At 61.3% G+C, this 20800-nt stretch carries 22 protein-coding genes and 1 tRNA gene; 14 read left to right on the forward strand and 9 right to left on the reverse strand.

Annotation, left to right across the window (positions count from 1 at the left end):
• Positions 1–24 precede the first annotated feature (24 nt).
• A complete protein-coding gene (locus ACQ4WS_RS09580; RefSeq protein ID WP_436475701.1) occupies positions 25–2148 on the forward strand; it encodes a TonB-dependent receptor family protein in 2124 nt (707 codons plus the stop codon).
• Between the two features lie 8 nt (positions 2149–2156).
• A complete protein-coding gene (locus tag ACQ4WS_RS09585; RefSeq protein ID WP_436475703.1) occupies positions 2157–3500 on the forward strand; it encodes a PepSY-associated TM helix domain-containing protein in 1344 nt (447 codons plus the stop codon).
• Here ACQ4WS_RS09585 and ACQ4WS_RS09590 read toward each other — a convergent pair.
• Positions 3472–4869 (reverse strand): hypothetical protein, encoded by a 1398-nt coding sequence (locus ACQ4WS_RS09590; RefSeq protein WP_436475705.1) that lies wholly within the window; start codon positions 4867–4869, stop codon positions 3472–3474. The two genes, ACQ4WS_RS09585 and ACQ4WS_RS09590, sit on opposite strands and share 29 nt — an antisense overlap.
• On the reverse strand, positions 4866–5294 hold the full coding sequence (locus tag ACQ4WS_RS09595; RefSeq protein WP_436475707.1) for a hypothetical protein: 429 nt from the start codon (positions 5292–5294) through the stop codon (positions 4866–4868). Before ACQ4WS_RS09595 ends, ACQ4WS_RS09590 begins: the two co-directional genes overlap by 4 nt.
• A 165-nt stretch (positions 5295–5459) precedes the next feature.
• On the opposite strand from ACQ4WS_RS09595, the gene ACQ4WS_RS09600 reads away from it, so the two are divergent.
• Together ACQ4WS_RS09600 and ACQ4WS_RS09605 are read left to right on the forward strand one after the other, a co-directional pair.
• The gene (locus ACQ4WS_RS09600) at positions 5460–6596 is read left to right on the forward strand and encodes a YncE family protein (protein WP_436475709.1); all 1137 of its coding nucleotides are present in this window, start codon (positions 5460–5462) and stop codon (positions 6594–6596) included.
• Positions 6597–6670: 74 nt separating this feature from the next.
• Entirely contained in the window at positions 6671–7057 is a 387-nt protein-coding gene (locus ACQ4WS_RS09605; protein WP_436475710.1) for a hypothetical protein, read from the forward strand.
• Between the two features lie 299 nt (positions 7058–7356).
• Here ACQ4WS_RS09605 and ACQ4WS_RS09610 read toward each other — a convergent pair.
• Together ACQ4WS_RS09610 and ACQ4WS_RS09615 are read right to left on the reverse strand one after the other, a co-directional pair.
• A tRNA-Pro gene (locus ACQ4WS_RS09610) sits at positions 7357–7430 on the reverse strand.
• A 54-nt stretch (positions 7431–7484) separates the two neighbouring features.
• Positions 7485–9578 carry an AsmA family protein gene (locus ACQ4WS_RS09615; RefSeq protein ID WP_436475712.1) on the reverse strand — a complete coding sequence of 698 codons (2094 nt, stop codon included), beginning with the start codon at positions 9576–9578 and terminating at the stop codon, positions 7485–7487.
• A gap of 121 nt (positions 9579–9699) precedes the next feature.
• Here ACQ4WS_RS09615 and ACQ4WS_RS09620 point away from each other — a divergent pair, with 121 nt between their 5' ends.
• Genes ACQ4WS_RS09620 through arsH form a run of 3 tightly spaced genes read left to right on the forward strand, consistent with a single transcriptional unit; the run spans position 9700 to position 11220 of the window.
• A complete protein-coding gene (locus tag ACQ4WS_RS09620; protein WP_436475714.1) occupies positions 9700–10071 on the forward strand; it encodes an ArsR/SmtB family transcription factor in 372 nt (123 codons plus the stop codon).
• Complete coding sequence (arsC, locus tag ACQ4WS_RS09625; protein ID WP_436475716.1) at positions 10068–10490, forward strand: arsenate reductase (glutaredoxin); 423 nt, start codon at positions 10068–10070, stop codon at positions 10488–10490. Before ACQ4WS_RS09620 ends, arsC begins: the two co-directional genes overlap by 4 nt.
• A gap of 1 nt (position 10491) precedes the next feature.
• Complete coding sequence (gene arsH, locus ACQ4WS_RS09630; protein ID WP_436475717.1) at positions 10492–11220, forward strand: arsenical resistance protein ArsH; 729 nt, start codon at positions 10492–10494, stop codon at positions 11218–11220.
• Positions 11221–11268: 48 nt separating this feature from the next.
• Here arsH and ispB read toward each other — a convergent pair whose 3' ends face one another.
• Complete coding sequence (gene ispB / locus ACQ4WS_RS09635; protein WP_322427377.1) at positions 11269–12258, reverse strand: octaprenyl diphosphate synthase; 990 nt, start codon at positions 12256–12258, stop codon at positions 11269–11271.
• A gap of 304 nt (positions 12259–12562) precedes the next feature.
• Here ispB and rplU point away from each other — a divergent pair, with 304 nt between their 5' ends.
• The 5 genes from rplU to proB all read left to right on the forward strand — a co-directional run bounded on the left by rplU (position 12563) and on the right by proB (position 15980).
• Positions 12563–12874, forward strand: coding sequence for a 50S ribosomal protein L21 (gene rplU / locus ACQ4WS_RS09640; RefSeq protein ID WP_034754730.1), 312 nt, complete (start codon positions 12563–12565; stop codon positions 12872–12874).
• A 40-nt stretch (positions 12875–12914) separates the two neighbouring features.
• On the forward strand, positions 12915–13187 hold the full coding sequence (gene rpmA / locus ACQ4WS_RS09645) for a 50S ribosomal protein L27 (protein ID WP_010395157.1): 273 nt from the start codon (positions 12915–12917) through the stop codon (positions 13185–13187).
• A 113-nt stretch (positions 13188–13300) separates the two neighbouring features.
• Positions 13301–14410: a GTPase ObgE gene (obgE, locus tag ACQ4WS_RS09650; protein WP_034754647.1), complete on the forward strand. Its 1110-nt coding sequence runs from the start codon at positions 13301–13303 to the stop codon at positions 14408–14410.
• A 13-nt stretch (positions 14411–14423) separates the two neighbouring features.
• Entirely contained in the window at positions 14424–14834 is a 411-nt protein-coding gene (locus ACQ4WS_RS09655; protein ID WP_436475720.1) for a hypothetical protein, read from the forward strand.
• A gap of 27 nt (positions 14835–14861) precedes the next feature.
• The gene (gene proB / locus ACQ4WS_RS09660) at positions 14862–15980 is read left to right on the forward strand and encodes a glutamate 5-kinase (RefSeq protein WP_436475721.1); all 1119 of its coding nucleotides are present in this window, start codon (positions 14862–14864) and stop codon (positions 15978–15980) included.
• A gap of 127 nt (positions 15981–16107) precedes the next feature.
• On the opposite strand, the gene nth is transcribed toward proB, so the two are convergent.
• Complete coding sequence (gene nth / locus ACQ4WS_RS09665; RefSeq protein ID WP_436475723.1) at positions 16108–16755, reverse strand: endonuclease III; 648 nt, start codon at positions 16753–16755, stop codon at positions 16108–16110.
• Positions 16752–17483, reverse strand: a complete 732-nt coding sequence (gene rsxB / locus ACQ4WS_RS09670) for an electron transport complex subunit RsxB (protein ID WP_436475725.1) — start codon at positions 17481–17483, stop codon at positions 16752–16754. Before rsxB ends, nth begins: the two co-directional genes overlap by 4 nt.
• Before the next feature lie 363 nt (positions 17484–17846).
• On the opposite strand from rsxB, the gene ACQ4WS_RS09675 reads away from it, so the two are divergent.
• Positions 17847–18587 (forward strand): substrate-binding periplasmic protein, encoded by a 741-nt coding sequence (locus ACQ4WS_RS09675; RefSeq protein ID WP_436475726.1) that lies wholly within the window; start codon positions 17847–17849, stop codon positions 18585–18587.
• Positions 18588–18666: 79 nt separating this feature from the next.
• Positions 18667–18813: a hypothetical protein gene (locus tag ACQ4WS_RS09680; protein ID WP_436475728.1), complete on the forward strand. Its 147-nt coding sequence runs from the start codon at positions 18667–18669 to the stop codon at positions 18811–18813.
• A gap of 54 nt (positions 18814–18867) precedes the next feature.
• Here the strand turns inward: ACQ4WS_RS09680 and ACQ4WS_RS09685 are convergent, their stop codons facing one another.
• On the reverse strand, positions 18868–20088 hold the full coding sequence (locus ACQ4WS_RS09685) for a polyhydroxyalkanoate depolymerase (protein ID WP_436475730.1): 1221 nt from the start codon (positions 20086–20088) through the stop codon (positions 18868–18870).
• A gap of 275 nt (positions 20089–20363) precedes the next feature.
• Positions 20364–20687 carry a ferredoxin FdxA gene (fdxA, locus tag ACQ4WS_RS09690; RefSeq protein ID WP_034782458.1) on the reverse strand — a complete coding sequence of 108 codons (324 nt, stop codon included), beginning with the start codon at positions 20685–20687 and terminating at the stop codon, positions 20364–20366.
• Positions 20688–20800 lie beyond the last annotated feature (113 nt).

A 20800-nucleotide genomic window follows, 5' to 3' on the forward strand; every position in this document is an offset into this window, starting at 1 on the left:
TCCGCACACTTATACGAGAATCACATGAACAAGAAATTATTGGTGCTGGCCGTCGCCATCACGCTGGCTTATCCGTGCGCGCAGGCGCAGCAACTTGACCACGCCGATCACGCCATCGACACCGTCGTCGTTTCCGGCTCGCGCGCGCAATCGTGGCTGTCCGAGACGCCGCAGGCCATCGGTGTCGTCAATGCCAAAACTCTGGAACGCGACAAGCCCAAGACCATGGGCGATATCCTCAACCGCATCGCCGGCGTGTACTGGAATGATCTGGGCAACGAGCAGCACAGCATGAGCATACGCCAGCCCATCGGCACGAATGCCGTCTACCAGTACCTGGAAGATGGCATCCCCATCCGTCCGCTGGGCGTCTTCAACCACAATTCGCTCAATGAAATGAACATGGCAGGGGCCAGCGGCGTGGAAGTGGTGAAGGGCGCTGCTTCCTCGCTGTACGGCAGCAATGCCGTCGGCGGCGCCGTCAATTTCCTGACGGCCGGCGCCAGCGCCACGCCGACGGCCAAGGTGGGCGTGCGGCGCGATAACGTGGGTGGTTATACCCGCTACGACACCTCCGCCAGCGATACCTGGGGTCCGCTGGGATTGCGCTTTTCTCATTACAGCTCGCGCCGTTCGCGCGACAACTGGCAAGAGTACAGCTATGGCGACAAGGATTCGTTCTCGCTGCGCGCCGACTATGCGCTCAGCCCCACCTCGCAGCTGCGCGCCACCCTCGTCCACACGGATCTCGATGCGGCCATGACGGGCAGCCTGTTTGAAAACGATTACCGCAACCATCGGGGCAAGAGTTTGAACACGTTTACCTACCGCAAGGACAAGACCACGCGCATGAATCTGGCGTGGGAGGGCGCGACGACGGCCAATGGCAGCAGCACCGTCACCGTGTTTACGCGCAAGAACGACCATGGGCAGATTCCCGCGTATTCCATCGGCAGCTGTGCGGGTCTGCTGTGCAAGGGTGTCATCAACAACAACCACGTCGATTCGCTGGGCCTGGACGTGAAGCACCAGCAGAATTTTGCGTGGTTGAATTCACGCCTGGTCGCCGGCGTCTACGTGGACAAGAGCGACAATCCCTTTGTCAGCGATAACCTGTCCATCGTGCGCGATGCCGCCACGGGCTGCTATCTGCGCTATACGCTGGCCAATGCCAGCAATCCGCAGGGCGTGCGCGACTACCAGACGGACATTCTGAACACGGCCGTTTTCGCGCAATGGGAATTTGCTCCGCTGGCGGGCACGCGTGTGGTGCTGGGCGGCCGCTCGGATGCCATCCGCTACGATTACCATAACATGCTGGCGCCAGGTGGCAGCGTCAATTATGGCGCGCCCGACGAGTCGCGCCGTTTTTCGCATGTGAGCCCGAAGCTGGGCGCCACCTACGCCATCGGCCAGGCGGGCAGCGCGTATGCGAACGTCAGCCAGGGCTTTACCCCGCCCGAAGTGAGCCAGCTATATGGCAAGACGGGCATCGCCGACCTGCAGCCGTCCGTCTATAACAACTATGAACTGGGCTTGCGCTGGGCCTTTTTGCAGGGCCGCTTGAAACTCGACACGGCCCTGTACCGGCTCGATGGACGCGACACCATCGTCAGCTATACGCTCTCGCCGGGCAACAGCGAAAACCGCAATGCGGGACGCACGCGCAGCGAAGGCCTGGAGCTGGGCCTGAACTATGACAGCGGCCCGTTTGACGCGCGCTTTGCCACGGCCATCGCGCGCCACCGCTACCTGCGCTACCAGGTGTCTGCCACCCTCGATTACAGCGGCCGCGCCATGCCGCAGGCGCCACGCGACATCACCTCGATCGAGATCGGCTACAAGCCCGTGGCCGGCGCGCGTATCGCGCTCGAAGCCGTGCACCAGGGCCGCTACTGGATGAATAACGCCAATACGGTGGAGTACAAGGGCCACGCACTGCTGAACCTGCGCGCCAGCTACCAGCTCGCGCGCGGGCTGGAAGCGTGGGCGCAGGTGCGCAATCTGATGGACAAACGCTATGCCGATTCGGCCAGCAGCAGTTATGCGGGCGTGGGCAGCTACGCGCCGAACAGCCAGAACCAGTACACGCCCGGTGCGCCGCGCAGCGTGATGCTGGGCATGGGCTACACCTTCAACGCACTGTGAGGATGGCCATGGACGATTACACCTTTCTTATCGCACGGCGCAAAAGCCTGTACTGGCGCATCCATTTCTGGGCTGCGCTGATCGCCTCGCCGTTTGCCCTGGTGGCCACCCTGACGGGCATTTTGTATGTGTTTACACCGCAGATCGAGGCAAGGCTGTACCAGCATCTCGATCATGTGGTGCCGCAGGCGTCCATGCTGCCGCTGGACGCCGCCGTGGCGGCAGCGGAACGGGCCGCGCCGCGCGGCTGGGCGGTGCAGCACGTGGTGCCGCCGTTTCAACAGGATGACGCGGTGCAGGTGGCATTCGCACCGCCTGGCGGCGCGCAGGATGAACATGCGGGCCATGGCGCACATGCCACGCCGGCCACCCCAGCCAGGCCGAAGTTCGGCCTGCCCGCGCAAGCCATCATCGTGTATGTGAATCCGTATGACGCGCGCGTGCTGGGCAGCCTGGCCAGCAGTGAACGCTTCGGCAACTGGGCGAAAAAGCTGCATTCGCGCCTGCTGCAAAACGATGGCTGGCGCTGGATGATCGAGTTGGCCGCCAGTTGGCTGATGGTGATGCTGGTGACGGGCGTGATCCTGTGGTGGCCGCGCGGCGCGCAATCGGGCTTGCCGAAGCGGGGTGTGCGGGGCCGCAATGGCTGGCGCCAGTGGCATGCTTTTCTCGGCGTGGCGCTGGGCATCGTCAGCGTCGTCATCCTGACGACGGGGCTGACGTGGAGCCAGCAGGCGGGCGGGCGCATACGCACGCTGCGCGACGTGAGCGGCCAGGCGCCGCCGCCCGTGCCGCGTGGCTTGCACTCAACCGAGGAGGGTGCGCCGCTCGACTGGCAGGATGCCTGGCGGGTGGCGCGCAGTCATGCGCCCGCCATCGCCGTGCAACTGACGGCGCCGGCCAGTCAGGACGATGTGTGGCGCGCCACCATGGCCGACCGCAGCCAGCCCACCTTGCGCTTCGACCTGCAATTTGACGCCTACAGCGGCAAGTCCCTGTATTACGCGGGCTGGGAGGCGCAGACGGCGTTCGGCAGGGCCACGGCCATCGGCATCCCGTTTCACCGCGGCGAATTCGGCTGGTGGAACCAGGCCTTGCTGCTGCTGTTCGGCGCCAGCGTGCTGTTTTCGCTGGTGTCGGGCTGGGTGATGTTTTTCAAGCGGCGCTTGCCTGGCTCGCTGGGTTTGCCCAAGCTGCTGCCGGGCGCCTGGACCTCACCTTCCGCGCTGGCCTGGCTGGTGGCAGCCGGCATGTGCGCGCTGATGCCGCTGCTGCTCGTTTCTGGCGGCATGCTGTTGCTGCTGGAGCTGTTCCTGGCACGCGCTAGCCGCCGACGATGGGTTGCGCGATGATCCAGAGACTGAGCAGGGTGTAGGCGATCATCAGGGCCAGCATCGGATACTGGCTGCGCAGGGCCGCGCGGCGGCTGGCGTACAGGCGCAGCGCGCAGACGTGGGCCAGCCACACGGCCGCCACGTGGCCTGCGACGATGGCGAACAGCGAGACGTACCACACCACCTTGGCGTCGACGATGCCAAGGCGGATGAAGTACAGCTGCGTGCCGAACAGGTCCCAGCCCAGTCCCAGCGGGTCTGACGCCAGCGGAATCAGATACTGGACCGCCATCGCCAGGAAAGACAGGTAGTGGGCGAAATGGTAGGCGATGGCGATCGGCACCAGGGTCAGCACGAAGTGGCCGGCCACGCGCAGCAGCGGCAGGGCAGGCTGGCCATCGCTGGCGCCGCAGCGGGCGATCAGCGCGCAAACCAACAGAAACACCAACAGGAACAGGGCCGGCATCAGCAGCAGGGCGGCCGTGGTGATCCAGGCCAGCGCGCCGGGCGCCACGGCGAGGACGGCGTCGACAAGGTCGTACCACGTTTGCGTTTCCATCATGCCGTCGAAACTGACGGAGGCCAGCATGAGGATCACCAGCACCAGGCAGGCGGGACGCACGGGTTGCACCGTCAGCAAGCCCGCCGCATACGGCCGCACGTAGCAGGCGCCGTCGCGCAAGGTGACGGGCGCGAATCGCGCCAGCAGGCCGAAGACGACGCGGAAAACTTCCGCATGGCGCAGCCAGGCGGCGCGGCCAAACAGCGCCATGCCCGTCCAGGTGCCGACGGAATACAGTAGCATGGTCCAGGCCAGGCTGGCCGGCTGCTCGCTGCCCTCCCAGTTCAGCTCCATCCAGATAAAACAGAAGAACAGGGCCGCCGCCGGCCAGCTGTCGAGCCAGCGCGGCCACGCCAGCGGCGCGCGCCAGTGGGGGAACAGTTGCTCTGCCGCGCGCGCCACGCTGTCGAGCGGATTGACCAGCGCCCACAGGTCGCCCAGCAGCGCCGATACGTAGGCCATGCCCACCCACCAGATGGCCCACACCATGGCGGGCGCGATATTTTTCACGGGATTTTGCACGCCCACCAGCCCCGCCACGATCACCAGCAGGTACAGGGCCAGTACCAGCAGGCGCAGCGCGAGGGCGATGACGCTCGCGCCGGGGATACGCCGCAGGAGCAGGCGCGCATAGTCTCCCATGTAAGGCGCTGCGTCCCCGCGGCGCCACAGGGCCAGGAAGGCAAACGACAGCGCTACTGTCAACGCCGCGCCGGTGAGATATAGCCATAGCGGCAAGGGCAGGTCGTAGCGCTGGCCAAAACCGTGCGCATGGACGATGCATGGCGCGGCCAGCAGGCCGGCAGCGACAGCGCGCCGCATCATCGCGGCAGCACTTCCAGGTACATCAGGGGCGTCTCGCGGTGATGCTTGTGCTGCCTGCCCTTGCCCTCCGTTTGCGTGCCATAGCCATGCGCGGAAACGGGGAAGCGTCCCGGCACCTTGGCGTCGATGCGCATGGCGTGTGTCTCGCCCGGCTTGACCGCCAGCAGCTGATCGTAGCCATGTAGGTGGATACTGACTATTTCGTCGGTACTCCAATCCAGGATGATCCGGGTATGCTGCCGGACCCGTATTGTCGGTGGTTTCGCGGCGATTTTTCGCTGCTCAATGGCCAGCGCTACACTCTGTTCCGGCAACTGCTGGCTAGCCGGCGGGCCGCTCTGCGAATGGCTTTGCGCCGATATGCATGGCAGGAAAATGGCCAGGCCCAGGCTGGCGAGCGGAGCGCGGAATGAATATTTTTTCATGCTTAAATTTTAGAAAAAATTACCCTCGTTGACCATCTGAAGAAAAACACCAGTTTGGAAAAGTGCGGCCGTAGAATGATCGGCGCGGATCCGACGACACATGGGAAAAGACAGGGGGGGATGATGAAAAATAAAAAAGCGATGTTTGCACTGGCAGTGACATGCATGGCGGCGTTGCCTGCGTCGGCTGAAATCCTGGCCATGGTCAATTACGAGAGCAAGGCGCCCGAATCGTTGAAGTCGCTGAAAAGTCCCGTCGCGCCGCCCTCGCGCAAGGAGGGCATCGCCATCATCGATGTGGATCCCGAGTCGACAAACTTCGGCAAGATCGTGCGCGACATTCCCCTGCCGCCGGACCTGGTGGCACACCATATTTTTTACAATCACGATATGAGCAAGGCCTACATCACGGCGCTGGGCAAGACGCAGCTGCGCGTGATGGACATGCGCCACAAGGACTTGCCGATCAAGGTGATCGAGGTGCCGACTTGCCAGGTGGGCGAGGACATCGTCTTTTCAGATGACGGCAAGCGCTGGTATCTGAGCTGCATGGGATCGCAGGCGATGCTGGAAGGCGATGCCATGCACGACAAGCCGGGGCGCACCATCAGGCTGCCCGCGCCTTATCCGCATGGTCTGGCCGTCCACGATGGCATCGACCGTACCCTGCTGACGAGTACCATCCGCCCCACGGACCTGGGCGATGCGGGTGAAGTCATCAGCGTGGTGGAAACGAGTACGGGCAAGGTGCTGGACACGCACAAGCTGTCGAAAAAGCCGTCGCCGTCGGGCGAAGCCCCGGTGGAAGTGCTGTTCGTCCAGGGCAGTAGTCCGCCCGTCGCCTACGTCGCCAATATGTACGGTGGCACCGTGTGGACCGCAACGTGGAATCCGAAGACGAAGGATTTCGACACGGCTCAGGTGCATGACTTTGCCGAGCAAAAGGCGGGCGTGCCGCTGGAGCTGTATTTCAACAAGGGCGCGACGCGGCTGTACCTGACGACGGCCAAGCCGGGGCACCTGCATATCTTCGACCTGGCGGGCGGCATCGGCAAGCCCCGCCTATTGAAATCGATACCCGCCGCCGAAGGCGCGCACCACGTGGCGTTTACCAGGGATGGCCGCTATGCCTTCGTGCAGAACGCGCTGCTCAATCTGCCGGGCATGAGCGATGGCAGCATCACCGTCATCGACATGAAAAAGGAGGCGGTGGTGGGCAGTGTCGATACCCTGAAAAACAAGGGCCTCAATCCGAACAGCATCGTGCTGTTGCCAAAGTGGAATGACTTCATGGGGCATTGAAAGACGCATTCCGCTAGAATGAAAGGGCGTGGCCAGGCTCGTTGCCAAAGGCCGCACCTTTGCAATGGCTGAACATGATATTCATCGATTTCCCCGCCTTGTCCGCGCTGGCCGTCAGGTCGGAGCTGGCGACAAAAAAATGCAGCTGCTGCGCCGTTTCGCTCGATGCCTGGCAGCGACTGCCTACCTCGCTGGAGTTGGACCGCTTCGAAGAAATCGGCACTCTGCGCGAAGATCCGTACGAGGAACCGACGTTTGCCGAGTACCACCCGCACGGCACGCGCTACGACAGCATCGATGCGCCCATCGCGCCGCGCTACTATCCCGCGAACCTGAGCCAGGTGGCACGCTGCCTGAACTGCGGCCGCCACTACCTGCGCTACAACGAGGCGGGTGGCTACTTCACGGAGCTGCGCATCCGCGCGCTGCGTCCCGAATTGCTGGTCGACGCCGCCCTCTAGCTGCTACAGGCTTTCCTTGACGTGCGCGCTGCCGTGTTCATCGTAGATCGAGTACACGGCAGCGAGGAGCTTGTCCAGTTCCGGCGAGCGGTGCATATGAAGCGGGACCGGTTTTCAATAGATGCCATGAGGCTATGCTCCTAAGTAATGGAGCAAGGTCTAATGACTTCGGCTTATATTTTTTGCGGTCAAACCGCAAGTTTTGCCACTAATTTGCCACTAAGCCAATAATGTGGCTAAAAATGTCAAACCATAGGCGCCGAAAATTGAAAGTTTCCTGATTTATAAGGGGTTTTTTGTCGGGGTGAGAGGATTCGAACCTCCGGCCTCTGCGTCCCGAACGCAGCGCTCTACCGGGCTGAGCCACACCCCGCTTTCCTTCATTACAGCAGATGGCAGGGCGGGTTTCAAGCGCCTGCATCAAGGTCTATTTCTTTTCCTGCTGCGCCTTCTTGATCTCCGCTACACTGACCTTTTTTGCTGGCGCATGCGTCGCCGGCGAAGTGGGGTTTTTCCGCGTGGCATTGGCTTGCGCCATGACGGCGGCGCAGTCCGTGTCGGGGGCTTTGTCGACGTTGACCAGCGGCAGCAGGGCGGCCAGCGGCGTGACGATGGTCGCCAGCGCCACGGCGGCGCCCGCTTTCAGGGCCAGCGGGCCTTTTTGCGGGCCCACGTCCGGGTTCTTGAACGTGCCTTTCGCGTACAGCGGCGTGCGCAGGGTGATGATGCGGGCGCCCTTGGTACGGGGGCGCACGTCGAGGTCCAGGGTTTCGCTTGCCAGGTTGACGTTGCCCGTGACATTCACCACGGCCGTGTCCGTGTCGAGCACGAAGCGGCGTACGTCGGCTTGGCCATTCGTGACGGCGAAGTCGCTGGCCAGGCAGTTCAGGTGGACTTGCTTGTCGCCAAAGATTTTCACGAAGACGGCATTGGCCAGGTTCAGGCCCGCCAATTCCAGCATGAACTGGCTGACGGAGCCTTCGCTGACGGTGGCTGCCAGTTCGCCATTTGCGCTGGCCAGCATGGCCGAGATGGAATTGCCATGACCCGTGAGTGCCGCATCGCCATACACTTCGCCGAAGCTCGCTTGCATCGATTGCAGCTTGGGAAACAGTTCGCGTATCTTGAGGTGGCGCGCCGCCACCTTGGCTTGCGCGGCGATGGGCTGTTGGCGGCCATCGAGCGTGATGTTCGAGGTGATGTCGCCGCCAGCCATGCCGAAATTGAGCGGTGTCAGACTCAGCACCTTGTCTTTCATGTGGATGTTGGCGACGATATCGTTGAGCGGGATATCGTGTGTGCGCACCAGTTTTTTGCCCGTGAACTTCACGTCGGCGTCGAGCGCATTCCATTTGGCCGTATTGAACTGTTCCACGGGCAAGGCTTTGCTGTCGGGCTGCACGGGCGCCTTGCCGCGCGCCTGTTTCTGCGCATTGCTGTCGGCGCCGATGGTAGGGCCCAGGTCTTCCAGGCGCAATTGCTGCGACGTCACTTCGCCGCGCAGCAAGGGACGGGGCTGGCGCGGCAAGTATTGCAGGGTGCCGGCCAGGTCGCTCTTGCCCACCGTGCCCTTGAAGTTCTGGTAAGTCCAGTTCCAGGTGGCGCCGTCTTTCTTGCCCAGCAAACGGCCCTTCGTGGCGTAGTCCGGCGTTTCCGGCAGCAGCACGCCCGTCAGCGGATACAGGTCGGCCATGCTGGCGCCGGCCAGGCTCAGTTGCAAATCGATGCCCGACAATGCGCGCGGGTCTGTCAGCGTGCCATCGATGCTGGCCTTGTTCTTGCCCAGCACGGCATGCGCCTGCACGGGATAGACCGTGTTGTTGTCGGTCAAGGACAGCACGGCGCCCGCCTTGCCGCCGCCCGTCACGGGCGCCTTGCGGTAGCTGCCGCCCAAGGCAAATTGAATGCCGTATTTCTGCACGGGGGCATTGTCTTGGGCGTCACCGGGCGTCGCGTCGGGCGCCGTCGAGCTGACCTTGGCGCGCAGGTCCAGCGCGATGCCTTCGTCGAGGTAGCGGATGGCGCCGTCACCGAAGGCCATGCGCTGGATTTCCACTTCCCATGCCGAAGGGCCGTTATCCTTCAAGGTCCAGCTGTTGCTGCCATCGGCGCGCCGCTGCAGGGCAATGGTGGGAGAGTCGAGCGCCAGGTCCGTCAGAACCAGCCTGTGCTGCAACAGGGGCAGCGGATGGATGGCTACGTCGATGCGTCTCGCGCTGGCCAGTTGCGGGCCCGCCGTCGCCCAGTCAGGATTGCTCATGCGCACGTCTTGCGCGCTGATGAGGGGCCGCGGCACATAGCGGCGCCAGCCCGGCTCCGTCTTCAGGCCTTGCTGCCATTTCACCTGCAAATCGCCGCCGATGACGAAGCTACGGCCCGTGCTTTCCGACACCTTTTCGTTGATGTAGGGGCGGGCGCGGTTCCAGTCGAAGGTCAGCACAAAGATGAGCAGAATGGTGATCAGGGCCAGCAGGGCGGCCAGGCTCCAGCCGAGAATTTTCAGGGGTGTCGAGCGTGTCATGGGAATGCCAATCGCAGTGATTTTTTCATCAAGGTAGACCGATAGGCCATCACGGTCGGTGCGCTGGGTTACGTAAGAGGCTACGCTTGAAATGATTCAATAATTCGACTATTATTGAAATATGAAAAATGCAGAGACAATAGCAAGCGGAGCGACACCGCTGACGAATGCTTCCGCCATCGTGGCCCTGGCTGCGCTGGCACAGGAATCGCGGCTGGCCGTGTTCCGCCTGCTGGTGCAAGCGGGGCCGCAAGGCATGGCGGCGACGAAAATCGCCGAAGCGCTGGCGATTGCACCCTCGTCGCTGTCGTTTCATCTGAAAGAACTGGCGCATGCCAATCTGGTGACGGCGAGCAAGACAGGTCGCTCCATCATCTACGCCGCCAACTATGCGGGGATGAATGGCTTGCTGGCCTTTTTGACCGAGAACTGCTGCGCTGGCGCACCTTGCTGCGTCAGCGAATCACATTTATTGAAGGAAACGACGACATGACGATCACGATCTATCACAACACGGCGTGCGGCACCTCGCGCAATACCCTGGCCCTGATCCGCAACACGGGCGTCGAGCCCGTCATCATCGATTACGTCAAGAACCCCCCATCGCGCGAGGAACTGGTCGACCTGATCAAGCGCGCGGGCCTGTCCGTGCGCGCCGTGATGCGCGACAAGGGCGCCCTGTACGACGAGCTGGGCCTGGCCAATCCGGACTTGCCAGACGCGGCCCTGCTGGACGCCATGCAAGCCCATCCTATTTTGATCAACCGCCCCATCGTCGTCACGGAACTGGGCGTGCGCTTGTGCCGGCCATCTGAAAAAGTGCTGGACATCCTGCCGCTGCCGCAGCAAGGCGCATTCGTCAAGGAAGACGGCCAGGCCGTGGTGGGCGCCGACGGCAAGCCGGTGGCCTGAGATGGAGGATTTACCCAACATCAGCGCAGCCCACCTGGACTTGCCCAGCCTGGATAAACTGGCGCCGGTCAACGTTTCCACGCATGCGCCGCGCATCCTGCTGCTGTATGGCTCGCTGCGCGAGCGTTCGTACAGCAAGCTGCTGACCTTGGAAGCGGAGCGCATCCTGCGCCACTTCGGCGCCGACACGCGCGTGTTCGATCCGCACGGCTTGCCCATGGTCGACAGCGTCTCACCCGAGCATCCGAAGGTGCAGGAATTGCGCGCGCTGTCGCTATGGTCGGAAGGGCAGGTCTGGTGCAGCCCGGAGCGGCATGGCGCCGTCACGGGCGTGTTCAAGTCGCAGATCGACTGGCTGCCGCTGGAAACGGGCAGCGTGCGGCCCACGCAGGGACGCACCCTTGCCGTGATGCAAGTGTCGGGTGGTTCGCAATCGTTCAATGCCGTCAACGGCTTGCGCGTGCTGGGGCGCTGGATGCGCATGGTGACCATTCCGAACCAGTCTTCGGTCGCCAAGGCGTATCAGGAATTCGACGATGACGGCCGCATGAAGCCGTCGCCGTATTACGAGCGTCTGGTCGACGTGATGGAGGAGCTGTACAAATTCACCCTGCTGGTGCGCGACCGCCGCGATTACCTGGGCAGCCGCTACAGCGAACGGCTGGAAGCGGCGCCGGCCATCGTGCAGGCATTGGCGGGCGCGGCCATGGAGCATGAACGGCAGGAATAGAAAACGGCGCCAGTGGCGCCGTTTTGTATTGCATATAGTAAAACGCGATCAGTGATTGCGGTCCACCGCAAACGAGCACAGTTGCAGCATGGATTGTTTATAAACACTGTCCGGCCAGCCGGCGATGGCATCGGCGGCGCGCTGGCCGGCGATTTCCGCCTGCTTGCGCGTGTAGTCGAGGGCGCCACTATTGGTGATGGCGGCCAGGATGGCGTCGAAATGCTGTTCGTCGCCTTGCTCGATACAGCTGCGCACCAGTTCGCGTTGCTCTGGCGTACCGTTTTCCATCAGCCAGATCAGCGGCATGGTCGGTTTGCCTTCGCGCAAGTCGTCGCCCACGTTCTTGCCGATTTCGGCGGCGTCGCCTGCATAGTCGAGCACGTCGTCGATCAGCTGGAAGGCCGTGCCCAGCGAGCGGCCGTATTCGGCAGCCGCTTCGATATCGTCTTCGCTGGCGCCGGCGATCAGGGCGCCCAGTTGCGCCGATGCTTCGAACAGCTTGGCTGTCTTCGAGCGGATGACGTTCAGGTAGCTCTCTTGCGTCACATCCGGATCATGCATGTTCAGCAACTGCAGCACTTCGCCTTCGGCGATCACGTTGGTAGCGTCGGACAGAATTTGCATGACGCGCATATTATTGAGCGAGACCATCAGCTGGAACGAGCGCGAGTGCAGGAAGTCGCCCACCAGCACCGAAGCGGCATTGCCGAACAGGGCATTGGCCGTCTGGCGTCCGCGGCGCATCGACGATTCATCGACGACGTCATCATGCAGCAGGGTGGCGGTGTGGATGAATTCGACCACGGCGGCCAGTTCATGGTGCGCCGTGCCGCGATAGGCGTGAGCATTGGCCACCAGCAAGATCAGCACGGGACGGATGCGTTTACCGCCTGCGCTGATGATGTATTCAGCGATTTGGTTGATCAGAATCACATCGGAGTGCAACTTTTGGCGGATCACCGTATTGACTGCATCCATATCGGCGGCAATCGTTTGCACGATGGTGTTTTGGTTAACGTGTTTGTTAGCGTCAGACAAGGCGAACCTGCATTAGATTGTGGGTGCGGCGATTATACGACAAGGCTTGCGCGTGCGTGACGTTTGCCTATGACTGTAGAGCAATTGATTGATCTTGTTGGCACTGGCGCGCGTTTTCCTGTCCACCTGGCGCAAGCCTGACCTGATGGTCAGGTTGTCGACATACCACGATCATCGGCCTTTGTGAATAGTTTTTGACGCAATTTCTCAGTCCGTGTATAATCGCTGGTTCCCCCTGTTGTGCACGGCTTGCTTTTCATGGCAGTGGGACAAATTCTTTCAACATTTGATGAGGTTTCAAATCATGTACGCGGTCATAAAAACCGGTGGCAAACAATACAAAGTTGTCGCTGGCGAAAAACTTAAAGTAGAACAGATACCGGCAGACATTGGTTCCGAAATCACCATCGATCAAGTTCTCGCAGTAGGCGCGGGCGATAGCATCAAGTTTGGTGCTCCATTGGTCGAAGGTGCAACGGTACTGGTTACGGTTGTGGCGCATGGTCGCCATGATAAGGTCAAAATTTTCAAGATGCGTCGTCGTAAGCACTACCAAAAGCATCAAGGCCATCGCCAGAATTTTACCGAAATCCAAATCGTTTCGATCAACGGCTAATCGCCGCTGTTTGAATTAATCAGCTATCAAGGAGTCTTAAATGGCACATAAAAAAGGCGGCGGCACAACGCGAAACGGCCGTGATTCAGAATCAAAACGTCTGGGCGTTAAAGTCTACGGCGGCCAAGCTATCAATGCTGGCGGCATCATCATTCGTCAACGCGGCACCCCAGTGCGCGCTGGCGAAGGCGTAGGCATGGGCAAAGACCACACCTTGTTCGCGCTGATCGCGGGCAAAGTGAAGTTCGTTGTCAAAGGTGCTGGCTCGAAGCAATTCGTGACCGTTGTACCTAACGCAGCAGTACCAGCGTAATTCATCGCGGAGCGCCAGTTCGCTCCGCAATGATCGCATGATGTAAGGCGCAAGCCTTCAATCGAAAGGCTCTGCCCAAGGTAGAGCCTTTTTAGTTTTATGGCGGCAAAATTATGAAGTTTATCGACGAAGCAAAAATCGAAGTCATCGCGGGCGATGGCGGCAACGGCTGCGCCTCTTTCTGCCGTGAAAAATTCCGGCCTTTCGGCGGTCCCGATGGCGGCGATGGCGGCAAGGGTGGCACCATTTGGGCAGTCGCCGACCGCAATATCAACACGCTCGTCGATTTCCGCTTCTCCAAAATGCACAAGGCTCGCAATGGCGAGCCTGGCCGTGGCGCAGATTGCTATGGCAAGGGCGCCGATGACATCCACCTGCGCATGCCGGTCGGCACCTTGATCATCGACAACGCGAGCGGCGAAATTCTGGCCGATCTGACCGAACACGGCCAGACCGAAATGCTGGCCAAGGGCGGCGAAGGCGGCTGGGGCAATATCCACTTCAAGTCCTCGACCAACCGCGCACCGCGCCAAAAAGGCGAGGGCAAGGAAGGCGAACGCCGCGAACTGCGCCTGGAACTGAAAGTCCTGGCCGATGTGGGCCTGCTGGGCATGCCGAACGCCGGCAAATCGACCTTCATTTCGGCCGTCTCGAACGCGCGTCCGAAAATTGCCGATTACCCATTTACTACCCTGCACCCGAACCTGGGCGTGGTGCGCGTGTCGCACGAGAAGAGCTTTGTGATCGCCGACATTCCCGGCTTGATCGAAGGCGCTTCCGAAGGCGCGGGCCTGGGCCATCAATTCCTGCGTCACTTGCAGCGCACGGGTCTGCTGTTGCACATCGTCGACCTGGCGCCGTTTGAAACCAACGTCGATCCTGTCAAGGAAGCCAAGGCGCTGGTCAAGGAATTGAAGAAGTACGACGAGTCGCTGGTCGACAAGCCGCGCTGGCTGGTGTTGAACAAGCTCGACATGGTGCCGGAAGAAGAGCGCAAGAAGATCGTCAAGGACTTCCTCAAGCGTTTCGCCTGGAAAGGTCCCGTCTTCGAGATTTCCGCGCTGAACCATCAGGGTTGCCCGGAACTGGTGAATGCAATTTACCAGCATCTGGAAGAGAAGAAACACAGCGAAAGCCGTGCCGAAGAGACGCAGATGACCGAAGAAGCACGCGGTATCTCGTCGATCGACCCGGATGATCCGCGTTTCAAGATCCTCGACTAAGCGCTTTACCCTGATGTCGGTACAGTCGGCCGCTGCCGCGCCAGCGCGCAAGCAAGCGTGGCAGCGCCGTGTATTGCATCTGATCGCGTATGCTTACGGGCTGAGCGCGGTCGCCTGCCTGCTGTTCGCCGACGAAATGGCGGCCGGCATGGGCATCTTCCTCAATGGCGTCAATGGCTACAGCCAGTTCTACGCTACTCATGTCGGTGTCTGGGGCGCTACCGCGCTGCTGGCGCTGTTCGCGGCACGGCAGGGCGAACCGCCTGTCCTCGGCGATATCACTGCAATGTTGGTCCTGGCGCAGCCTGCCGGCCGTCTGTTCGCGGCCATCAGCTTCGGCTTGCCCCAGGGTTTTGTGTTGTTCATGTGCGCAATCGAGCTGACGGCGGGGCTGGCCTTGCTGCTGCTGCGTCCTGCGCGCTGACGTCTAATAAGTGAAGAGCGCCGCCCCATGGATTCCGTGATTCAAAAAGCTACCCGCATCATCATCAAAGTCGGCTCCTCGCTGGTCACCAACGATGGCCGCGGACTCGACCATGCCGCCATCGCGCGCTGGGCCGCGCAGATTTCCGGCTTGCGCGCCCTGGGCAAGGAAGTGGTGCTCGTGAGTTCCGGCGCCATCGCCGAAGGCATGCTGCGCCTCGGTTTCGAGCAGCGCCCTACCGATATCCACGAATTGCAGGCCTGCGCCGCCGTCGGCCAGATGGGCCTGGCGCAAATCTATGAAAGCAGTTTCCGCGCCCACAGCCTCGGCACGGCGCAAGTACTGCTCACGCACGCCGACCTGGCCGACCGCGAACGCTACCTGAATGCCCGCTCCACCCTGACGACCCTGCTGCGCCTGGGCGTGGTGCCGATCATCAATGAAAACGACACGGTCGTCACCGACGAAATCAAGTTCGGCGATAACGATACGCTGGGCGCCCTGGTGGCCAACCTGATCGAGGCCGATGCGCTGGTCATCCTGACGGATCAGCACGGCCTGTTCTCGGCCGACCCGCGCAAGGATCCGAACGCTTACCTGATCACGCAAGGCATCGCTGGCGATCCGGCCCTGGAAGCGATGGCCGGCGGCGCCGGCAGCAGCCTGGGACGTGGCGGCATGCTGACGAAAATCCTCGCCGCCAAGCGCGCCGCCAAGTCCGGCGCCCACACGATCATCGCCTGGGGCCGCGACAGCGACGTGCTCAGCCGCCTGGCCCAGGGCGAAGCCATCGGCACGCAGTTGCGGGCACAAACGGGACAATTAACGGCGCGTAAGCAGTGGATGGCCGATCATCTGCACACGGCCGGTGCCGTCGTGCTGGATGCGGGCGCCGTGCAAAAGCTGCGCCAGGAAGGCAAGTCCCTGCTGCCGATCGGCGTGACGGGCGTGAACGGCGAATTCGGCCGTGGCGCCGTGATCACCTGCATCGATGCCGATGGCGCACCGGTGGCGCGCGGCCTGTCGAACTACACGAGCGGCGAAGCGCGCCGCATCATGCGCAAGCCTTCCACCGAGATCGAGTCCATCCTTGGCTACATGGAAGGCCATGAGCTGATTCATCGCGACAATATGGTCTTGCTGTAGGTCGGATTAGCGCGTCGCGCGTAATCCGACAGCCCCACAGGCCAACAATGTTGTCGGATTACGGCGCCTTGCGCCTAATCCGACCTACGCAGCGACTCCATCGGCCCTATTCGGGCCGTTTTTTTGCCTACACCACGGCCGGCATCGGCGACTTGTCCTTGAAATCGCACAGGTCGGCAATCATGCAGTTCCAGCATTGCGGCTTGCGCGCCGTGCATGTGTAGCGGCCGTGCAAGATGAGCCAGTGGTGGGCGTCGTGCAGGAATTCCTTGGGCACGTATTTGAGCAGTTTTTGCTCGACGATATCGACATTCTTGCCTGGCGCGATGCCGGTACGGTTCGAAACGCGGAAGATATGCGTGTCGACAGCCATGGTCGGTTCGCCAAACGCCGTGTTCATGACCACATTCGCCGTCTTGCGGCCCACGCCGGGCAAGGCTTCCAGCGAGGCGCGGTCGCGCGGCACTTCGCCGCCGTGCTGATCGAGCAGGATCTGGCAGGTGGCGATGACGTTCTTCGCCTTGGTGCGGAACAGGCCGATGGTGCGGATGTAGCTGGCCAGCTCGTCCACGCCCAGGGCCAGTATCCTGGCCGGCGTATTGGCGACCGGATACAGCAAGCGGGTCGCCTTGTTGACGGACACGTCCGTCGCCTGCGCCGACAGCAGCACGGCGATCAGCAGCTCGAACGGCGTCGTGTAGTCGAGTTCCGTTTTTGGCGAAGGATTGGCGGCGCGAAAGCGCGTAAAGATTTCCAGGCGTTTGGCGGCGTTCATGCGTCTTTTTTCGGGGTGGTGGGCGCTGCTTGGACAGTGTCCGTGCTGGCGGCAGCGGCCTTGGCGCGCGCGCGCTCCATGGCGGCGGCGATGATGGCGCGCTTGCGCTCTTTTTCCGCCTGTTCGTCTTGTTTGACGGGCACTTCCTGCGTCACTTCCCGCATCTTGGCGACGGCCTTGGCGGCCAGGCGCGCGTCGTTTTCCTGCGTTTCGCGGCGCAGGCGCTGCGTGCGGAAATCGTGGCGCGCGCGCGCGTCATCCGCGTCCATCTGGCTCCAGGCATCCCAGCCCGTGGCGTCGCCGCTGACGGGGTACATGACGATGCAGTCGACGGGGCAGGGCGCCACGCACAAGTCGCAGCCCGTGCACAGATCGGTGACCACTGTATGCATTTGCTTGGCGGCGCCGACGATGGCGTCGACGGGACAGGCCTGGATGCACAGGGTACAGCCGATACATAGCGATTCGTCGATATAGGCGACAGATCGCGGACGTTCGAGGCCGTTGACGGGATTGAGCGGAATGACTTTTTTGCCCAGCAAGTCGGCCAGGCGCACGATGCCCTCTGCGCCGCCTGGTGGGCACTGGTTGATGTCGGCGCTGCCTGCGGCAATCGCTTCCGCATACGGGCGGCAGCCGTTGTAGCCGCATTTGGTGCATTGCGTTTGCGGCAGCAAGTCTTCGATCTGGTCAGCAAGTGGGGGGGAGGCGGGATGCGGCACGGTCATCTTCAATACGGTAAAACGTCATTATCGGCCATCTGGGCCGCGCACAAGTAAAAACCTGTTTCCTGAGAGGGAATAGCGTGTGGAATAGCAGGCTGTTGCAGGCGCGGCGCAAGCATATTTTATTTCTCATAGTGATATCGAAATGAAAGTAAAAAACTTTGCAATTTCTATTTTTTGTGGGAGCATGATTTTTATCCAGACCAGCATCAAAAAAGCCGACGCCAGTCCTGTTGCCGCGCCTGCACTGTAAGGTGTGCCTAGCCATAGGAGCAAAACATGCGTTTCCTCCGGACAGTTGGTTTGCCCTTCTGTTTATTCATGCACTCTACACTTGCCCTTGCAAACGGGCAGGCGACCTCCCCCATGGCGCCGCCGGGCGCTGCCAGCTCGCGCATCGTCCGCTTCGCGGCGGAAGACTGGCCGCCCTTCATTTCACACAGCCTGCCTGCCGATGGCATGTCGGGCGCCATGGTCAGTAGCGTCTTCGAGCGTCTCGGCTACACGGTCAGATATGAATATTTTCCCTGGAAGCGTGCCATGCAGTTTGGCCTGGCCAGTCCCCGCTATGCCGGGCTGCTGGCCGTCTGGCGCACGCCCGAACGGGAAAAACTCTGCCACTTTTCTGTTCCGGTTGGCGGCACGCAGGGTGTGCTGGCCTACCTGAAGGAGGATGGCGTGCCCGGCGCCAGCCTGATGGAGCTGGGCAAGCTGCGCATCGGCACCGTGGCCGGCTATTCGAATGGAGAACAGTTCGATGGCATGGTGGCGCGCGGCGAGCTGAAGACGGAAGAGGGCTTGAACGACGCGACGAATCTGAAGAAACTGCTCATCAAGCGTTATCGCGTAATCGTCATCGAGCGCCATGTCCTGCAGCATTTGCTGATGGGCCGCAACTTCAGCAAGGCCGAGCGGGAGCGCATCGCCATCATCGATACCGTCTTCAAGGAGCGCCCCGTGCATGTGTGCTTCCAGCGCGACGCGGAAGGTGCTGCGCAGCAAAAGCGCTTCAACGAGGCGGCGCGCGATATCGACACAGCCAAGCTGGAGCGCGATTACTGGAAGCGGTTCGACCAGAGCCTGACGACCGCCCCAGCCAGTCCCTGACACGGCGCGCTGGCTGTTGCCCCGTTCGATGCCGTGAGCGTGACAGGCGCGCGCGGCAATTGCACAGGTCACGGGCAAGTTGAACTTGCACGATGCGCTGGACACGGCCCTGCCACCGTATAACTTGCCGGCCCGCGTGCAGTCTGAACTGGGTAGCTTCGCCTGCGCCGGCCACCTGCGCATTGATGGCGGCACGCGCCCGACGGTGAAAATCGGGCGCGCATGAAAAAGCGGCACGCCAAAATAAGCTGGCGTGCCGCTTTGCTTGAAACGATCCGGGTCAGGAATGTTTCTGGATGAATTCGCCGATTTTCGGGCAAATAATCTCGCGCCAGCGGCGGCCCGAGAAGATGCCGTAGTGGCCGCATTTCGGCGCCACGAAGTCTTGCTGCATCTCGGCAGGGATGCCGGAACACAAGTCATGCGCCGCCTGCGTCTGGCCGGCGCCGGAAATGTCGTCCAGTTCGCCTTCCACGGTGAACAGCGCCACATTCGTGATGTCTTGCGGACGCACCAGCTGGCCGCCCACTTTCCAGGTGCCCATCGGCAGGCTGAATTCCTGGAAAACCGTTTTGATGGTTTCCAGGTAGTACTCGGCCGGCATGTCCAGCACGGCGTTGTACTCGTTGTAGAACTGGCGATGGCCTTCCGCCGGCTCGTCGTCGCCCGTCACCAGGTGCATGTAGAACTCGCGGTGGCTTTGCGCGTGGCGGCCCGGGTTCATGGCGATGAAGCCGGCGTGCTGCAGGAAGCCCGGATACACCTTGCGGCCAAAGCCAGGGTAGTTCGGCGGCACCGCGTAGATCACGGTGTTTTCAAACCACGAGAATTTCTTTTCCGTCGCCAGGTTGTTCACTTGCGTGGGCGAGCGGCGCGGGTCGATCGGGCCGCCCATCATCGTCATGGTTTTTGGCATGTGCGGATCTTTGGCTGTCGCCATCAGCGAGATGGCGGCCAGCACGGGCACGGTCGGTTGACAGACGGAAATGACGTGCAAGTCCGGCGCCAGCAGGCGGATGAACTCTTGCACATAATAAATGTAGTCGTCCAGGTGGAACGGGCCTTCCGTCAGCGGTACCATGCGCGCGTCCGTCCAGTCGGTGATGTAGACATCGTGCTCGGCCAGCAAGCCGCGCACGGTATCGCGCAGCAGGGTCGAGTGGTGACCGGACAGGGGGGCAACCAGCAAAACTTTGGGCTGTTGCAAGCCAGTGGCTTCTTTTTTGAAGTGAATCAGGCGGCAAAACGGTTTTGTCACGACAACGTGTTCGCGGATGTCGACGCTCTCGCCTTGGACGAGAACGGATTGGATGTCGAATTGTGGTTTTTCGTAGTCTTTGCCAAGGCGGTACATCAGCTCGTAGCCGGCTGCGATGCGTTGCGAAAACGGGGTGTGGGCCAGTGGAGAAACCGGGTTGGTAAATAACTTGGAGGACATGTCTGCCCATTGCATCACCGGAGTGAGGAAAGAGCGTTGCAGTTCGTGCAGTTGGTAAAGCATATAGAGTCCTTGTTTAATTCCAAGCGCCAATATCGGCTCAAATATCATAATCCAATTTTACGATATGTGTTGAGGACAAAATGTGCTTTACCGCGCATAGGCTCACAGTTTGCGCTTTGGTGTGACAACACGCCACACTTGCGTGGATAGACCTGCAACGATGCTTTAAAAGCAAAAAAAGCAGCGTTTCCGCTGCTTTTTGTCTGTTTTTTCGCCGCCACGCCCTTGCGGAGAGGAATCTCCCCGCAAGAACGGCCGCGGCAAGTGCCGTGCGCTTAGCGCACCAGCATGTCGAGCTTGTCCTTGACGTCCTTGAATTGCTCGGCTTCCGGCAAGGCAGCCTTCGTCTTGGTGATCGAAGGCCAGTTACGCGCCAGATCGACGTTGATCTTGATGAAGGCTTGCTGGTCGCCTGGCACGTCTTCTTCCGCGAAAATCGCGTTCACCGGGCACTCTGCCACGCAGACGGCGCAGTCAATACATTCGTCCGGATCGATCGCCAGGAAGTTCGGGCCTTCCCGGAAACAATCTACCGGGCAGACATCGACGCAGTCGGTATAGCGACAGGCGATGCAGGATTCGGTGACAACGTGGGTCATAACAGTCCTATCAATTTGGGGGAGGTGCTGTAGCGCCTGCAGGAACCTCGGCGGCGCATACTAAAGCAAAGCATTGTATTTTAAGGCAATTCGCTACTTCTCACAAATCCCGC

Source organism: Janthinobacterium leeuwenhoeki (assembly GCF_051380795.1).
GTDB lineage: Bacteria > Pseudomonadota > Gammaproteobacteria > Burkholderiales > Burkholderiaceae_D > Janthinobacterium.

What these genes read in the sequence shown, in the direction of transcription:
- ACQ4WS_RS09685 (WP_436475730.1), bottom strand. Translation starts at nt 20,088, where the DNA reads ATGCTTTACCAACTGCACGAACTGCAACGCTCTTTCCTCACTCCGGTG.
- ACQ4WS_RS09655 (WP_436475720.1), top strand. Translation starts at nt 14,424, where the DNA reads ATGTCGGTACAGTCGGCCGCTGCCGCGCCAGCGCGCAAGCAAGCGTGG.
- ACQ4WS_RS09675 (WP_436475726.1), top strand. Translation starts at nt 17,847, where the DNA reads ATGGCGCCGCCGGGCGCTGCCAGCTCGCGCATCGTCCGCTTCGCGGCG.
- ACQ4WS_RS09600 (WP_436475709.1), top strand. Translation starts at nt 5,460, where the DNA reads ATGGCGGCGTTGCCTGCGTCGGCTGAAATCCTGGCCATGGTCAATTAC.
- ACQ4WS_RS09585 (WP_436475703.1), top strand. Translation starts at nt 2,157, where the DNA reads ATGGACGATTACACCTTTCTTATCGCACGGCGCAAAAGCCTGTACTGG.
- arsC (WP_436475716.1), top strand. Translation starts at nt 10,068, where the DNA reads ATGACGATCACGATCTATCACAACACGGCGTGCGGCACCTCGCGCAAT.
- arsH (WP_436475717.1), top strand. Translation starts at nt 10,492, where the DNA reads ATGGAGGATTTACCCAACATCAGCGCAGCCCACCTGGACTTGCCCAGC.
- ACQ4WS_RS09620 (WP_436475714.1), top strand. Translation starts at nt 9,700, where the DNA reads ATGAAAAATGCAGAGACAATAGCAAGCGGAGCGACACCGCTGACGAAT.
- rsxB (WP_436475725.1), bottom strand. Translation starts at nt 17,483, where the DNA reads ATGACCGTGCCGCATCCCGCCTCCCCCCCACTTGCTGACCAGATCGAA.
- ACQ4WS_RS09580 (WP_436475701.1), top strand. Translation starts at nt 25, where the DNA reads ATGAACAAGAAATTATTGGTGCTGGCCGTCGCCATCACGCTGGCTTAT.
- nth (WP_436475723.1), bottom strand. Translation starts at nt 16,755, where the DNA reads ATGAACGCCGCCAAACGCCTGGAAATCTTTACGCGCTTTCGCGCCGCC.
- proB (WP_436475721.1), top strand. Translation starts at nt 14,862, where the DNA reads ATGGATTCCGTGATTCAAAAAGCTACCCGCATCATCATCAAAGTCGGC.
- ACQ4WS_RS09615 (WP_436475712.1), bottom strand. Translation starts at nt 9,578, where the DNA reads ATGACACGCTCGACACCCCTGAAAATTCTCGGCTGGAGCCTGGCCGCC.
- ACQ4WS_RS09605 (WP_436475710.1), top strand. Translation starts at nt 6,671, where the DNA reads ATGATATTCATCGATTTCCCCGCCTTGTCCGCGCTGGCCGTCAGGTCG.
- ACQ4WS_RS09595 (WP_436475707.1), bottom strand. Translation starts at nt 5,294, where the DNA reads ATGAAAAAATATTCATTCCGCGCTCCGCTCGCCAGCCTGGGCCTGGCC.
- obgE (WP_034754647.1), top strand. Translation starts at nt 13,301, where the DNA reads ATGAAGTTTATCGACGAAGCAAAAATCGAAGTCATCGCGGGCGATGGC.
- fdxA (WP_034782458.1), bottom strand. Translation starts at nt 20,687, where the DNA reads ATGACCCACGTTGTCACCGAATCCTGCATCGCCTGTCGCTATACCGAC.
- rpmA (WP_010395157.1), top strand. Translation starts at nt 12,915, where the DNA reads ATGGCACATAAAAAAGGCGGCGGCACAACGCGAAACGGCCGTGATTCA.
- ACQ4WS_RS09590 (WP_436475705.1), bottom strand. Translation starts at nt 4,869, where the DNA reads ATGATGCGGCGCGCTGTCGCTGCCGGCCTGCTGGCCGCGCCATGCATC.
- rplU (WP_034754730.1), top strand. Translation starts at nt 12,563, where the DNA reads ATGTACGCGGTCATAAAAACCGGTGGCAAACAATACAAAGTTGTCGCT.